The organism is Nocardia cyriacigeorgica, assembly GCF_010858045.1.
Taxonomy (GTDB): Bacteria; Actinomycetota; Actinomycetes; order Mycobacteriales; family Mycobacteriaceae; genus Nocardia; species Nocardia cyriacigeorgica_E.
In genome coordinates, this window is record NZ_JAAGVC010000001.1 from 143,656 (window position 1) to 158,132 (window position 14,477).

At 68.4% G+C, this 14,477-nt stretch carries 14 protein-coding genes; 6 read left to right on the forward strand and 8 right to left on the reverse strand.

All coding sequences use genetic code 11. From position 1 onward, the window contains the following. Positions 1-123: 123 nt before the first annotated feature. Positions 124-1,341 carry a cytochrome P450 family protein gene (locus GV790_RS00670; RefSeq protein WP_163809349.1) on the forward strand — a complete coding sequence of 406 codons (1,218 nt, stop codon included), beginning with the start codon at positions 124-126 and terminating at the stop codon, positions 1,339-1,341. Positions 1,342-1,488: 147 nt separating this feature from the next. On the opposite strand, the gene GV790_RS00675 is transcribed toward GV790_RS00670, so the two are convergent. The 8 genes from GV790_RS00675 to GV790_RS00710 all read right to left on the reverse strand — a co-directional run bounded on the left by GV790_RS00675 (position 1,489) and on the right by GV790_RS00710 (position 10,046). After that, positions 1,489-3,693 (reverse strand): molybdopterin oxidoreductase family protein, encoded by a 2,205-nt coding sequence (locus GV790_RS00675; protein WP_163809351.1) that lies wholly within the window; start codon positions 3,691-3,693, stop codon positions 1,489-1,491. A gap of 100 nt (positions 3,694-3,793) precedes the next feature. Continuing rightward, the gene (locus tag GV790_RS00680; RefSeq protein ID WP_163809353.1) at positions 3,794-4,270 is read right to left on the reverse strand and encodes a nitroreductase family deazaflavin-dependent oxidoreductase; all 477 of its coding nucleotides are present in this window, start codon (positions 4,268-4,270) and stop codon (positions 3,794-3,796) included. A gap of 22 nt (positions 4,271-4,292) precedes the next feature. After that, the gene (locus GV790_RS00685) at positions 4,293-4,871 is read right to left on the reverse strand and encodes a TetR/AcrR family transcriptional regulator (protein ID WP_163809355.1); all 579 of its coding nucleotides are present in this window, start codon (positions 4,869-4,871) and stop codon (positions 4,293-4,295) included. A gap of 19 nt (positions 4,872-4,890) precedes the next feature. Next, entirely contained in the window at positions 4,891-6,363 is a 1,473-nt protein-coding gene (locus GV790_RS00690) for an FAD-dependent oxidoreductase (RefSeq protein ID WP_163809357.1), read from the reverse strand. A 36-nt stretch (positions 6,364-6,399) separates the two neighbouring features. Continuing rightward, complete coding sequence (locus GV790_RS00695; protein ID WP_163809359.1) at positions 6,400-6,837, reverse strand: carboxymuconolactone decarboxylase family protein; 438 nt, start codon at positions 6,835-6,837, stop codon at positions 6,400-6,402. Between the two features lie 67 nt (positions 6,838-6,904). Next, positions 6,905-7,786, reverse strand: coding sequence for an NAD(P)-dependent oxidoreductase (locus GV790_RS00700; protein ID WP_163809361.1), 882 nt, complete (start codon positions 7,784-7,786; stop codon positions 6,905-6,907). Next, entirely contained in the window at positions 7,783-8,535 is a 753-nt protein-coding gene (locus GV790_RS00705) for an SDR family oxidoreductase (RefSeq protein WP_163809363.1), read from the reverse strand. Before GV790_RS00705 ends, GV790_RS00700 begins: the two co-directional genes overlap by 4 nt. Before the next feature lie 32 nt (positions 8,536-8,567). Then, a complete protein-coding gene (locus tag GV790_RS00710) occupies positions 8,568-10,046 on the reverse strand; it encodes an aldehyde dehydrogenase (protein ID WP_163809365.1) in 1,479 nt (492 codons plus the stop codon). A gap of 301 nt (positions 10,047-10,347) precedes the next feature. Between GV790_RS00710 and GV790_RS00715 the strand changes: the two genes are divergently transcribed. The 5 genes from GV790_RS00715 to GV790_RS00735 are packed head-to-tail and all read left to right on the forward strand — an operon-like array spanning position 10,348 to position 14,466. Next, the gene (locus GV790_RS00715) at positions 10,348-11,553 is read left to right on the forward strand and encodes a cytochrome P450 (RefSeq protein ID WP_163809367.1); all 1,206 of its coding nucleotides are present in this window, start codon (positions 10,348-10,350) and stop codon (positions 11,551-11,553) included. A gap of 46 nt (positions 11,554-11,599) precedes the next feature. Beyond that, positions 11,600-12,409 carry an SDR family oxidoreductase gene (locus GV790_RS00720; protein WP_163809370.1) on the forward strand — a complete coding sequence of 270 codons (810 nt, stop codon included), beginning with the start codon at positions 11,600-11,602 and terminating at the stop codon, positions 12,407-12,409. A gap of 2 nt (positions 12,410-12,411) precedes the next feature. Then, complete coding sequence (locus tag GV790_RS00725) at positions 12,412-12,660, forward strand: ferredoxin (protein WP_163809372.1); 249 nt, start codon at positions 12,412-12,414, stop codon at positions 12,658-12,660. Continuing rightward, the gene (locus GV790_RS00730) at positions 12,660-13,211 is read left to right on the forward strand and encodes a nuclear transport factor 2 family protein (protein ID WP_163809374.1); all 552 of its coding nucleotides are present in this window, start codon (positions 12,660-12,662) and stop codon (positions 13,209-13,211) included. The genes GV790_RS00725 and GV790_RS00730 overlap by 1 nt, the downstream gene beginning before the upstream one ends. A 4-nt stretch (positions 13,212-13,215) precedes the next feature. Next, positions 13,216-14,466: a hypothetical protein gene (locus GV790_RS00735; RefSeq protein WP_163809376.1), complete on the forward strand. Its 1,251-nt coding sequence runs from the start codon at positions 13,216-13,218 to the stop codon at positions 14,464-14,466. Positions 14,467-14,477 lie beyond the last annotated feature (11 nt).

The following is a 14,477-nucleotide window of genomic DNA, read 5'->3' on the forward strand; positions in this document are numbered from 1 at the left end:
AGCGCTCACCAGCCGTGGCAATCGCCGGGTCGACGCGGGCGGGAATTCTGAGAGGATATCCGGCGCAAGGTATTTCATCGACCACGCGCCGCATAGATTGCGCTGTCTCGAAGGGCCACAGCCATGACGAGCCTGCCTGCTTTTCCCGCCGCCGACGAACGGCCACTCGATACCTGTCGCCGACTACAGAAGATCGCTCCCGTCGTCGAAGTCGAATTTCCCGGTGGAGTGCCCGCCTATCTGGCGCTGACGCACAAGGCGGTCGAGGAGATCCTCGCCGGCGACAACAAGACCTTCGCCCGCGACCCGAAGCACTGGCCCGGGCTCTATGACGGATCGATCCCCGAGGACTGGCCGTTCCGGGCCATCGTCCAGGGCGATCACCTGTCCACCAAGGACGGCGCGGACCACCGCCGGTTGCGCGGGCTGGTCGGCAAGGGCTTCACACCCGCCCGGGTACGTGCGCTGGAACCGCGCATCCAGCAGCTCATCGACGGACTGCTGGACGAGGTCGAGCGGGCCGGAGACGGGGTCGATCTGGTACCCGCCTTCTGCGACGCGCTGCCGATGGCCGTGATCAGTGAACTGTTCGGGGTGCCCGAGTCCGAGCGGGCCCAGCTGCGCCGGTGGACGCTGGCCTCGCTGTCGCAGAACGCCACGGCCGAGGAAGCCTTCGACACCCAGGTCGCGTTGCGTGGGTACCTGTACGAACTGGTGCGGCGCAAGGAGAACGAGCCCGGTGACGACCTCACCACCGATCTCGTTCGCGCTCGCGACGACGGGGAGCGGCTCACCACCGACGAACTGGTCGCGGTGTTGTGGCTGATGCTCATTGCCGGGCACGAGACGACCGTGTATCTGCTCGGCAATGCCGTGGTCGCGCTGTCGCAGCATCCCGATCAGCTCGCGACGACCAAGGCGCAGGACCGGTGGGCCGAGGTCGTCGAGGAGACCCTGCGCTATCGGCACTCGGTGATGATGACGAGCTTCCGGTTCACCCTCCAGGACGTGACCATCGCCGGCGTGCCCATTCCCAAGGGCAATGCGGTGGGGGTGGTCTATCAGGCTGCGGGTGTCGATCCCGAGCAGCACGGTGATACCGCGAACCAGTTCGACATCAACCGCGAGAAGGCCGCGCACCTCGGGTTCGGGCATGGACCGCGCTACTGCGTGGGGGCGCCGCTCGCGCGATTGGAGGGCCGCCTCGCGCTGGCCGCCCTGTATCGACGGTTCCCCGATCTGAGCCTGGCGATCGATGCGGATGACATCCCGCACGCCCCGTCGTTCTTCACGATCGGCCCACTGTCCATTCCGGTGAACCTCGGTACTGCCCGGGGCTGATACGAGCCTCGGGCGGATTCCGCGTGACGCATCGGGCTTGCCCCGGAGCGTCACGCGGGCCGGTGAAACGCCCACCCGGCCTTTCGGCGCACGTGGGTGCCCGTTGCCCCGGCGTCGCCGGGTGACAGTGGCCGTGCCGGATATCGGTCAGGGCGCCGCGGTGGTCGACACCGCGGCCGTCGCGGCGGCGCCGGGCGTCACCGCGCTCACCCGCACCCACGTGTTGTTCACCGCGGCCGCGCCCGAGAGCGGGTCGGTGAGCGACGGGTCGTGCAGCAGGTTCACGTTGACGCCCGGCTGGGCGGCGGCCACACTCCAGCCGACGCCGGGTGCGCCATGGCCCCAGCCGTGCGGGATGGCGACGACGCCGCGGCGGATGTCGTCGCTGATCTCGACCGGCAGCGTGATCGCGCCGACGGGGGAGGCGACGGTGGCCGAATCACCGTCGGCGAGACCGCGTTCGGTGGCGTCGTCGGGGTGCATGAGCACGGTGCAGCGGTCGCGGCCCTTCATCATCGTCGGGATGTTGTGCAGCCAGGAATTGTTGCTGCGCAGGTGGCGCCGGCCGATGAGTTTGAGGTCGAAGCCTTCGCCGGGGGCGGTCAGTGCCCGACCGGCCGCGGCATCGTCGAGCACGGCGGTGATGGCGCGCAGGAAGTCGGGCGGCGCGAGCTGCACCTTACGGTCGCGGGTACCGATGAGTTCGGGCAGCCGCGGCCGCAAGGGGCCCAGGTCGACGCCGCCCGCGGCCTCGCGGATCCGCTTGATGGTCAACCCCTTACGACCCTTGCGCAGCACACCGTACGGGCCCGTCGCGACGGCGGCGGCGATCATCCGTTGCGGACTCAGTTGCGCGAACACCGCATCGGCGGCGCGCCCGGTGAGCCGGCGGACGGGCAGCGGCACCACCTCGGTGATCAGCCGGGCCAGGATCTGCCAGTCCTCCATGGCATCGGCGGGCGGGTCGAACACCTTGGCGTCGTAGCGGGCGTTGTTGCGCACACTGAACACCGGGAACAGGATGTTGAGTTCCTCGCGTTCCAGCGGGGACACCGGCGGCAGGATGATGTCGGCGTGGCGCGTGGTCTCGGTGATGTACATGTCCACGGCCACATAGAAATCGAGCGAGGACAGCGCCGCTTCCAGCCGCCCGCCTTGCGGGGTGGACAGCACCGGATTCCCAGCGTAGGTGATCATCGCCTTGATCTGGCCGGGCCCCTCGGTCAGGATCTCCTCGGCCAGCACACCGACGGGTAGCTCGCTGCGGAAGGATTTATGCGCTCCCGAGCGGTCGGTCCACGCGCCGTGGCCCATCGGCAGGTATTTCGCGTAGCGAGCGGCGTCGACGGGTGGAGTGCCGAACATCTGGCCGCCGGCCCGGTCGAGATTTCCGGTGACGGCGTTGATCGTGTTGACCAGCCAGTGCGTCAGCGTGCCCGTGACCTGCTGGCACACCCCGATCCTGGCGTAGAGCACCGCCGAGGGCGCCGCCGCGTGATCGCGGGCCAGGCGCCGGATGGTGTCGGCGTCGACGCCCGCGTGCGGTGCCATGGTTTCCGGCGTGGTGTCGGCGACCAAGCGGCGCAACCGTTCCCAGCCGGCGCATTGTTCGCGCACGGCGCGCTCGTCGTACAACTTTTCGGCGACCAGCACGTGCAGCATGCCGAGCAGCAGATACACATCTCCGCCCGGTGCGACCGCGACGTGCTCGTCGGCCAGCCGCGCCGTCTCGGTGCGCCGCGGGTCGATGACGACGACGCTGCCGCCGCGCCCGCGCACATCGCGGATGCGCTGCTTGGCGCCGGGCATGGTGGTGATGGATCCGTTCGAGACCGCCGGGTTGGCGCCGAGGATCACCAGCCGGTCGGTGCGGTCGATATCGGCCACCGGCATCAGCACGTTGGAACCGAACATCCGCCAGGCCGTGAATTCCTGCGGGAATTGGTCGATCGAGGAGGCGGAGAAGAAGTTCCTGGTCATCAGGGCGGCGCGCAGCAGTCCGCCGTAGAGCACCGAGGTGCTGTGCGCGGCCGGGTTGCCCATGTACATGCCGATGGCGCTGGGGCCGTGCGCGGAGCGGATCGCGCGGAGACGCCGGCCGATCTCGCCGAACGCCTCGTCCCATCCGATCGGCTCGAAGCCGTCGCCGACGCGCCGCATCGGCGTGCGCAGCCGGTCCGGATCGTGGTGCAGGCCGCCCATGGCCGTGGCCTTCGGGCAGATGTAGCCCTTGGACAGCACGTCCTCGCGATTGCCCTCGATGCGGGTGACCCGCTCGTCTTCGACCGTGACCAGGATTCCGCAATGCGCCTCGCACAGCGTGCACTGCCGCGCGACCGTTCTCGTGCTCATCGATGAACCCGCCCCTTCTGTCGACGTCGGAGTCCACGCTATCGGGTGAACGGGCCGGATAGATCCGACTACGGTCGGATTTCTCGGCAGCTCAGCCGAATTACCGGGGTTCGAGGACGACCACCGGAATCTTTCGGTCGGTCCACGACTGGTAGCTGTCGAAATCGGCGTACAGATCCACCAGCATCGGCCACAACCGCGCGCGCTCCGCATCGTCGGCGACGTGGGCCCGCACCAGCCGGCGTTCGGTGCCGATCTGCACCGCGGCCTCGGGATCGGCGACCAGATTGTGGTACCACTGCGGATTGTTCGGCAGCCCGCCCTGTGAGGCGACGACCACCAGATTCGCGCCGTCGACCAGGTACACCAGGGGTGTGGTGAACACCTTGCCGGACTTGCGTCCTCGATGTTCGAGCAGCAGGTTGGGCGCGGGTTTGCGGAAGGCTGCCCCGACGCGCCAGTTCTTGCCGATCCGGCCGCCGCTGCGCTGGTACAGCCACACATGCGCGCGCGACATGAGCTTGATGATCTTCGGTACCAACGGCGAATCGAGCTTGGGTGGGCGTTTGGTCGGCACAGCGGTTTCCGTTCAGGTGAGGTCAGCCCAGGATGAGCAGCGCGGATTTCTCGATGCGGTCGGCGATTTCGGAGTACGAGCCGTATCCCATGCCCGCGCGCACCAGGGCGCCCGCGTAGAGCAGTTCCAGCGATTCGACGACGTCGTCGTCGGCATCGGCACCGAGCGCACGCACGATCCGTTTGCGGATCTCGCCGCCGATCCGGCCGCGCAGATGCGCCACATCGGGATCGCGGCCGAGCAGTGCGCTGGTCACCGCGCCGGACACCTGCTGCTCATCGGCGACGAGCATGGCGATATTGCGCAGTTCGGCAACCACCCGGACCTTGGGGTCGGGGTCGTCGCTGACCGGCGACGGTGAGGCCGCCAGCCGCCGCCAGAAGATCTCGGCGACCAGATGTTCCTTGGAGGAGAAGTAGGTGTAGGCGGTGGCCGTGCCGACCCCGGCCGCCGCGGCGACCATCCGGATGGTCATCCCCGCGAATCCTTCGCGCGCGAGGACCTCCACCGCCGCCTTGGTCAGCTTGTCGACGGTGTCGGCCTGCTTCTCGGTGAGGCGACGCCGGGTCGCCTCGAGGATGATGGAATCGCCTTCGGACATGTGTCTGGATACTACATTCTCAGTTCTTGGCCGCGGCGATGCCCGCGCGGCGTCCGTAGAAGCTGCCGTCGCCGAGCGAGGCCCCGCTGACGTAGCCGCCGGCGCAGATCCCGGAGGTGCAGCGCCCGGCGGCGTACAGCCCGGCGATGGGTTGCCCGTCGACGTGCAGCACCCGGCTGTCCAGATCGGTGCGCAGCCCGCCGAGGGTGAATCCCGCGGTGAATCCGCGCATGTCGAAGCCGGCGACCGCGCCCTCGATCGGCGTCACCCATTCCGGCTTCTTGCCGAGCAGCGGATCGGCGCCCTCAGCGGCGTGCCGGTTGTACACCTCGACCGTCGAGGTGAGCGCGCCCGCGGGCAGCCCCATCTCGGACTCGAGTTCGGCGACCGATTCCGCGGCCCAGGTGGGCGGCTGACGGAAGAAGGGAGTCGAGGTCTCGGTGGTGAGCGCTTGTTCGTAGGCGGCCTCGCCGATGATCAGATAGGCCTGGTTGTCCTGCTGGATCAGGGTGGCCTGGCCGATCCGGCCGGGATAGGTGTCCTCGGCGATGTAGCGCTGGCCGCGCCCGTTGACGAGGATGCCGCGCGCGAGCATCTGCGGATCGCCGAAGAAGGCGACCTCGGTGGCGTCCATATGGGCCAGCTCGGCGCCGAGGGCCTGGGCCACCCGGATGCCGATGCCGTCGTGTTCCTCGATGGCGGCCGCGGGCCGTCCGATCAGCCGCGGTGCGTACCCCTCGATCATCTGCTGCTGGTAGGCGAAGCTGCCGGTGGCGAGCACCACACCGCGCTCGGCTCGGATCGCGACCTGCTGTCCGTAGCGTTTGGCGATCACGCCGACCACCCGCTCGCCGTCGACCACCAGGCGCTGGATCCGCATGTCGTATTCGACACCGACGCCGAGCTTTTCGGCGGTCTCGGCCAGTGGCTTCATGAGCATGTAGCCGCCGCCCTTCTCCCCGGTGCGCTTATCGGCCATCTGCGGCACGTGGCCGCGCGGGGCCGGGTCGGCGATGGTGTTGAACGGCGCCGCGTTCTCGCCGCCGGTGTACATCAGGCCCTCGTCGTGTGGCGGCTCCCAGCCGGGTTCGGGCCAGAACTCCTCCTTGAACGGCACCCCGTTGGCCACCAGCCATTCGTAGTGTTCGACGCTGCCCTCGCAGTAGTCGATGATCTTCTCCCGGTCCGCCCCCGGTCCAAGCGCCGCCAGCAGGAACTCGGCCATGTTCTGCGGGGTGTCGTCGAAGCCGAGCGCCCGCTGCAATGGGGTGCCGCCGCCGAGGTAGATGAATCCGCCGGCCAGCGCGGCCGCACCACCCCAGCCGCCGGTGCGTTCCAGGATCAGCACGCTCGCGCCGGCGCGCGCGGCCTCGATCGCGGCGCACACCCCGGCGATGCCGTAACCGGCGACGACGACGTCGGCGGTGTGATCCCAGCTCGCCACCTCCGTCACGGGCAGCGGGCGAACGGTGGTCGGTGTCGATTCAGCCATGCTGTGTACTCCTCACAAATCCGGGTCCGCGCGACGTCATGGCTTCGGTGGCTCGGCTGCGGATTCCTGCTGCTTCTGCTTGTCCCGCTCCGCCTTCTTCTGCTGCCCGACGATCGTGGTGATCGAGATGTCGAGCTTGCTGCCGTTCGGCCAGCCGATGTAGTGGCACAGGAACAGTGCGATCTCGTGCAGTTCTTCCTCGGTGAGTTCACCGTTGCGCAGGGCAGCCCCGATCTGGATGGCCGCGGTGTCCATCAGGCCCTGGGCGGTGAGCGCGCCGAGCAGCACCAGCCTGCGATCGCGGATGCTCAAGCCCGGACGGGACCAGACGTTGGCGAACAGGTGGTCGGCGGTCATCGCGAAATGGTCGCTGGGATAGTCCTGGAAGGGCGTGCCGTACACCTCCTCCATCTTCGCCAGGCCGCGTTCACGCAGGGTGGGTTCGGTGCCGTTGGGTTCGGTCGGTTCGCTCATGCGGGCATCTCCTGGTCGGCGGTGGTCGGGGCGCCCGATGGGGTCGGCGCGTGGCTTGATCGTCGGCTCATGAGCCCTCCGGCGCGGGCGGCGGAACACCGAGACCCGGCCCGAGATGCTCGCGCGCCAGCGCGGCCAGCGGCAGGTCGATGCCGAGCCTGCGGCCCAGATCCAGCGCCAGGGCCAGATCCTTGTCGCCGAGATCGCGCACGTGGCCCATGATCGGCAGCCAGAAATCGCCCTCGGCGATCGGGCCGGTGCGCTCGCGCAGCATGATGGCGCCGGGCCCACCGGTCACGGCGTCGGAGTGGCGGACCACCTTGCCGAGCGTGGTGATATCGAGTCCGGCCGCCTCGGCCAGCCGCTGGGCCTCGGTGGCCGCGGTGAAGGCGACGAAATGAACCAGGTTGCGGGCCAGCTTCATTCGAGTTCCGGCACCCACCGGCCCGGCGTGCACGATGAGGTCGCCGAAACACCCGAACGGTTCGCGCACTCGGGCGAAGGCCGTCTCGCTGCCGCCTACCATCACCGCCAGCGCACCACGGTTCGCGCCGGGCGCGCCACCGCTGACCGGTGCGTCGACCAGTTCCACTCCGTGCTCGGCGCATCGAGCGGCCAGGTCGACCGCCGTCGAATCGCTGATGGTGGAGTGCACCGCGACGACGGTGCCGGGGGCGGCGGTCTCCAGCAGCCCGCCGGGACCGGCCACCACCTGGCGGACCTGCGCGTCGTCGACCACGACCACCGAGATCACCGTGCACTTGGCGGCGAGTTCGGCCGCCGTGGACGCGGACTCGGCGCCGGCGTCGGTGAACGGCGCCACCGCCTCGGCGCGGGTATCGCAGACGGTGAGTCCGCCCGGCCAGTCGAGCAGCCGCTTCGCCATCGGGGCGCCCATGCTCCCCAGACCGATGAAGCCGATCCTGGCACCGGCCTCCGGGGTACTCACGACCGGAACACCTGCCCGCCATCGACATTGAAGATCTGTCCGGTGACCCAGCTCGCCTCGTCCGACAACAGGTACAGGCAGGCGCCGACCAGATCCTCCGGGGTGCCCATCCGCTTGAGCGGCAGCCGCTTGATCATGTCCTCGACGATGACACCCGGCGTCACGGTTTTGGTGGCTTCGGTATCAATAGGTCCGGGTGCGATCGCGTTGATGCGGATCTTCGAACCACCGAGCTCGAAGGCCAGCTGCTGGGTCAGGCCGTTGATGCCGACCTTCGCCAGCCCGTAGAACCCCGAATACACCCACGCCGCGGTGGAGGACTGGTTGACGATCGACCCGCCGCCCCGCGCGGCCATGTGCTGCCAGACCGCGCGGGTCATGATCAGCGCGCCGTTGAGGTTGACGTTCATGAACCGCTGGTAGTAGTCCCACGGCACGGTGAGCAGCAGGTCCAGCTTCATATCGCCGTAGATGGCGGCATTGTTGACCAGGTGGTCGATGCCGCCGAATTTCTCGACCGTGAAATCGGCCAGCGCCGTGGCGGATTCCGGATCGGAGACGTCGACCTCGGCGAAGACGGCCGAGCCGCCGTCGGCCACGATCTTCTCCGCGACCGCCGTGCCGAGTTCGGTATTGCGGTCGGCGACCACGACATTGGCGCCCTCGGCAGCCAAGGCTTGGGCGTAGGCGGCGCCGATGCCGCGCGCGGCTCCGGTGACGATGGCCGACTTTCCGGTGAAACGGACCATGATGGGTGCTCCTGATGAGGTAGGGGTGGCGGTCAGCTGGGTTCGGCGGTGGCGATGAGCTTGGTTTCCAGGTATTCCTCGAACCCGGCCACGCCCATCTCGCGCCCGATTCCGGACTGCTTGTATCCGCCGAACGGTGCGTCGGCGGAGTACCAGATGCCGCCGTTGACGCCGAGCGTCCCGGTGCGCACGCCGTCGGTGACGCGGCGGATGCGTTCCGGATCGGTGCCCCATACCGCGCCGGACAGGCCGTAGGGGGAGTCGTTGGCCAGGCGGATGGCGTCGTCGTCGCCGTCGTGCGGGATCACCACGAGCACCGGGCCGAAGATCTCCTCGGTGGCGATGGTGGAGTCGGGTGCGACGTCGGCGATCAGCGTCGGTTCGATGAAGTAGCCGCGGTCGCGCCCGGCCGGACGTCCGCCGCCGGCCACGATGCGCCCGCCCTCGTCCCGGGCGATCGCCAGATAACGTTCCACCCGGTCGCGCTGCCGGGCCGAGATGAGCGGGCCGCAGACGGTGCCGGGGGCGGACGGATCGCCGGGGACGATGCCGCCCATGGTGGTCGCCGCGATCTGCACGGCCTGCTCGTAGGCGGCGCGGGGGACCAGCAGCCGGGTGGTCAGCGCACAGCCCTGCCCGGCATGCACACACACCGAGAAGGCGGTGACGCCGACGGCCGCGCCGATGTCGGCATCGTCGAGCACGATGGCCGCCGATTTACCGCCGAGTTCGAGGAAGCTCTTCTTGATGGTGGCCGCGGCCGCCGTCATCACCGCGCGACCGGTGGCGGTGGACCCGGTGAAGCTCACCATGTCCACGCGCGGGTCGGAACTCAGCTGCGCGCCGAGACTGTGATCATCGGAGGTCACGATGTTCACCACGCCCGCCGGGATATCGGTGTGCTCGGCGATGATCCGTCCGACCGCCGCCGCGCACCACGGGGTGTCCGGCGCGGGTTTGAGCACGACGGTATTGCCCGCCGCGAGCGCCGGGCCGAGCTTGGCGAAATTGATCTGGTGCGGGAAATTCCACGGGGTGATGGCGCCGACCACGCCGGTCGCCTCGCGCCGCAGCACCCGGCGGCTGCTGATGCCCATCGGCGCGGCGACGCCGAGATCGGTTTCCCAGTTGTAGTTCTCGGCCAGCTTCGCGGCGAAGTCCAGGTCGGCGATCGGGCCTTCCAGCTGCGGTCCGCGGGTGAACATGATGGGCGCGCCCGCCTCGGCGACGGTGATCTCGCGCAGCTGCTCGACATTGTCCTGGAGCGCGGTGCGCAGCTGAGTGAGGCAGTGCGCGCGGAAGGCGTGGTCGCGGGACCAGTCCGTGGTGTCGAAAGCCGTGCGGGCGGCGGCGATGGCAGCGTCCATATCGGCGGCGTCGGCATTGGCGGCGTGCCCGAGTTCCTCCTCGGTCGCCGGGTTCACGGTGCTGAAGACGCCGGCACCGCCCTTGTCGATCAGCGTCGCGCCGATCAGCAGGGGAGCACCGTCTGCGGACAGCAGACTGTTCATAGTCGACTCCGTAAGTGTCTGGACAGGTGTACGGAATATAGTCCGGGCTCTTTCGGTTAGGCAAGAACTTGTTCTAGAAAATCAGTCAACCGCCACGGGGATCCACGGTGGGCGCAACCCGACTGCTTCGTGCGGGGAAATCGGTACGCGAAGGGCAATAATGCTGGCTAAACCGCCGGAATCGTTGTCGGCGGGCGGGGACGCTGGTACCGTCCAGACACATGTCCAGCTATGTGTCTCTACCGGACGGTGACGGCCGGATCTCAGCGGAGAACTGGTTATCGAATGCGAGGTGGGCGCGATGACGGCCGCGTCGGTGGAACCACTGATCTTCGATCCCTATGACTACGCCTTCCACGAGGATCCCTACCCCGTCTATCGGCGGCTGCGCGCCGAGGCGCCGCTGTACTACAACCCCGACCTGGATTTCTGGGCGTTGTCCCGGCACGCCGACGTCTTCGCCGGCTTCCGCGACGCCACCCGGCTCTCCAGTGCCAACGGGGTATCGCTGGATCCCGCCGCGTGGGGGCCGCACGCCCATCACGTGATGTCGTTCCTTGCCATGGACGATCCGCGGCATATGCGGATGCGCCGGCTGGTGTTCAAAGGATTCACGCCCAAACGGGTCGCCGAGATGACCGACCGCATCCGCGAGCTCACCCTCGAACATCTCGAACCCGGCTTCGCGGGCGAGAAGCTCGACTGGATCGAGGACTTCGCGGGCAAACTGCCGATGGACGTCATCTCCGAGATGCTCGGGGTGCCCGCCGCCGATCGCGCCGAGATCCGCAGGCTCGCCGACCTGGTGGTCCACCGCGAGGACGGTGTGCTCGACGTGCCGATGGCCGCCATCGAGGCCTCGGTCGCGCTGATCGGCTACTACACCGAGATGGTGGCCCAGCGCCGCAAGCAGCCACTCGACGATCTCACTTCCGCGCTGCTCGACGCCGAGATCGACGGCGACCGCCTCACCGATCAGGAAATCATCGGGTTCATGTTCCTGATGGTGATCGCCGGGAACGAGACCACCACCAAACTGCTCGGCAATGCGCTGTACTGGGGAGCGCACAATCCCGGCGAGTACGCCAAGGTCGCCGCCGACCCGGGCATGGTCGCCGATTGGGTCGAGGAGACCCTGCGCTATGACACCTCGAGCCAGATCGTCGCGCGCACCGCGACGGTGGATATCCCGCAGCACGGTGGCGTCATCCCGGCGGGGTCGAAGGTACTGCTGCTGATCGGTTCGGCCAATCGCGATGCCGAGGTGTTCGACGACGCCGACAGCTACCGCATCGAACGCAACGACAAGGGTGCGCTGGTGAGTTTCGGTGCGGGCGTGCACTTCTGCCTCGGCGCGCACCTGGCCCGCCTGGAGGCCACCGTCGCGCTCGAGGAGTTCGCCGCCCGCACGCGCGCCTACGAGGTGCACGAGGCGGAGGTCGAGCGGGTGCATTCGACCAATGTGCGCGGGTTCGCCCGGCTTCCGATCTCGGTGCGGCCCCGATGACGCCGCCCACCCGAACCGATCACACCCCGAGACAGGAGGTGCGCTGATGCCGCGCTTCGAACCCCACCCCGCCCGGCGACCCGCCCTGATCGCCGGCGCGTCCTCCGGCATCGGCGCCGCCACCGCTGTCGCCCTCGCCGAACTCGGCCACCCGGTGACGCTCGGCGCCCGGCGCGTGGAGCTGTGCGAAGAACTCGCGGGCAAGATCCGCGCCGACGGCGGCGAGGCCATCGCCCAGCGGCTCGACGTCACCGACGCGGCCTCGGTCGAGGAATTCGTTACGGCCGCCGAGCGGGCGCACGGCCCGGCCGAGATCCTCGTCTCCGGCGCGGGTGATATCGAATTCTCGCTGGTCGAGGAGATGGACCCGGAACGTTTCGCCCAGCAGGTGCAGGTGCATCTGATCGGCGCGCACCGGCTGGTGCACGCGGTACTGCCGGGCATGGTCGAGCGGCAGCGCGGCGATCTGGTGCTGATCAGCTCCGACTGTGCGCCCGCGCCGCGTCCGCGTACCGGCGCCTACAGCGCCGCCAAGGCCGGGCTGGAAGCCATGGTCACCCAGTTGCGGATGGAATTGGAGGGCAGCGGGATCCGCGCCTCCATGGTGCGACCCGGCCCGACGCTCACCGGCATGGGCATGAATTCCACCCCCGAGGTGGTGGGTCCGTTGCTCGAGGACTGGAAGGACTGGGGTTTCGCCCGGCATCCGTACATGCTGCGGGCCTCCGATCTCGCGGCCGCGGTGGTGGCGGTGGTGAGTACGCCGCGCGGATCGCATCTGGTGTCGGTGGAGGTACAGCCGGAGGCGCCGCTGCGGCAGCGCCGCACCTCCCGGCGCGCGCCGGAAGGGGAGTAGCGGTGCGGATACGGGTCGATCTGGATCTGTGCCAGGGGCATGCGGTCTGCCAGGACGAGGCCCCCGACATCTTCACGGTGCCCAAACGCGGGCAGGTCGTCGTCGAGAACGAGAACCCCGATGACGCCGCCCGCCCGGACATCGAACGGGCAGTGCGGTACTGCCCGACCCAGGCGTTGTCGATCGTCGACGACGCCGCCACCGATTCCGCGTCGAGCGGGACCGGCGAATCTCAGGAAGGTAGACGGTGATGGCAGGTTTCGATCGCGCGGAACTCGACGAGATGGTGCGGCGCTGGGTGGAGGCGAACCGCAGCTGTGAGGACAAGCGTGACTGGGCGCCGCTGGCCGAGATGTACACCGAGGACGCCACCTACGGCTGGAACTACGGCCCGACCCAGGAATTCATGGCGGTCGGTCGCGACGAGATCCGGGATCTGGCGCTGGTGCAGGAAATGCAGGGTCTGGAGGGGTGGACCTACCCGTATCAGGAATTCGTCATCGATGAGCGGTCGGGCAATGTCATCGGGCTGTGGAAGCAGCTCGCCGATGTCACCAGGGCCGACGGCAGCCACTACAGTCCGCACGGTATCGGCGGCAGCTGGTTCCGCTACGGTGGCAATTTCCAGTGGTCGTGGCAGCGCGATTTCTTCGACTTCGGCAATGTGTCGGCGCTGTTCATGGAGATGATCCAGCAGAACGCGCTGACCGAAGGCATGCAGAAGCGGATCCAGCGTTCGGTATCGGGTGAGCCGCTGCCCGGCTGGTACCGCATCGGTGAATCCCCGGTTCCGCTGTGGTGATGGCATGTCCGAACCGATGAGCAATTACGCGGATCTCTCGCGGGCCACGCTCGCGACGCTGCTGCCGGAACTGCTGTTGAGCGGGCATCTGATCGATCGCTCCGGAATGGCGCACACCATCGGCGCTTTCGGGCGCGAGGGCATGACCGAGGTGGCCATCACCGAATGGCAGCTGGCCAGCCCGGTCTACACCCGCCGCATGCAGCGAGCCCTCGGTTTCACCGGGGACACGGTGGAGACCATCTTCAAGGGGCTCCAATTCGATATCGGCGCCCCACCACAATTCATGGATTTCCGGTACCGGTTACACGACGAGCGGCACGGCGAATTCTGGCTCGACCATTGCGGAGCGCTGGCCGATGTCGAGCCGCTCGGTACCGATTTCGTCATCGCCATGTGCCATGACATCGAAGATCCCACCTTCGACGCCACGGCCCTGGCGACCAATCCGCACGCTCAGGTGCGGCCGGTGCATCGCCCGCCGCGCGAGCCGGCCGACCGGAAGCCGGTGTGCGCGTGGACGGTTACCATCGATCCGGCCCATATCCCGCCGCCGGTTCCGGAGGGCGCGGAGCTGGTCGCGGGATCAGCGGCGGCGCACACCAGGCTGACGGCCATCGATCCCGGCGAGGAAGGACGCGGCGACTATGCGGGGCCGCTGCTCAGCGATATCCGCTTCGCCGATTTCTCCCGTTCGGCGCTGATCCGGCTGGCCGATGAGGTGTGCCTGCAACATCATCTGCTCACCCTCGCCTTCGCGATCGCGGTGCGCAGGCGCACGGATCCGGAATCCGCGCTCGATATCCTGCGCAAACAATTCGCGGGTATTGCCGGTTTGACCTCGGAACGGTTGCGCACGGCGCTCGGGCTCGGCACCGATGTGCCCGCGCTGATCGAGGTGTTGCGCCACCATCCCGCCGTCAACCCGTTGCCCTACACCGGCATCCGGGTGGAAGCGGAGGGTGACACGGTGCTGCTGCGTTTCCCCCGGCACAGCGATGCCGTCGCCGACGGCGCGTGGCCGGCGCTGATCGCTCCAGAGCACACCAAGGCGCTCGATGCCATGGTGCGCGGGGTCAATTCGTGCTTCCACGTCAGTGCGACCGCCATGGCCGAGGACGAATGGACGGCCAGGATCGCGCTGGGCGACGAGCCCGCCAGGGAGGCCATCGAAGTCGCGATCGCCAAGGTCAGCACCGGTGCCGGTTTCACCTTCGCCGACCGCGGCATCCCGCTGCCCCTCACGGTCGTGTGACCGATTCCGAA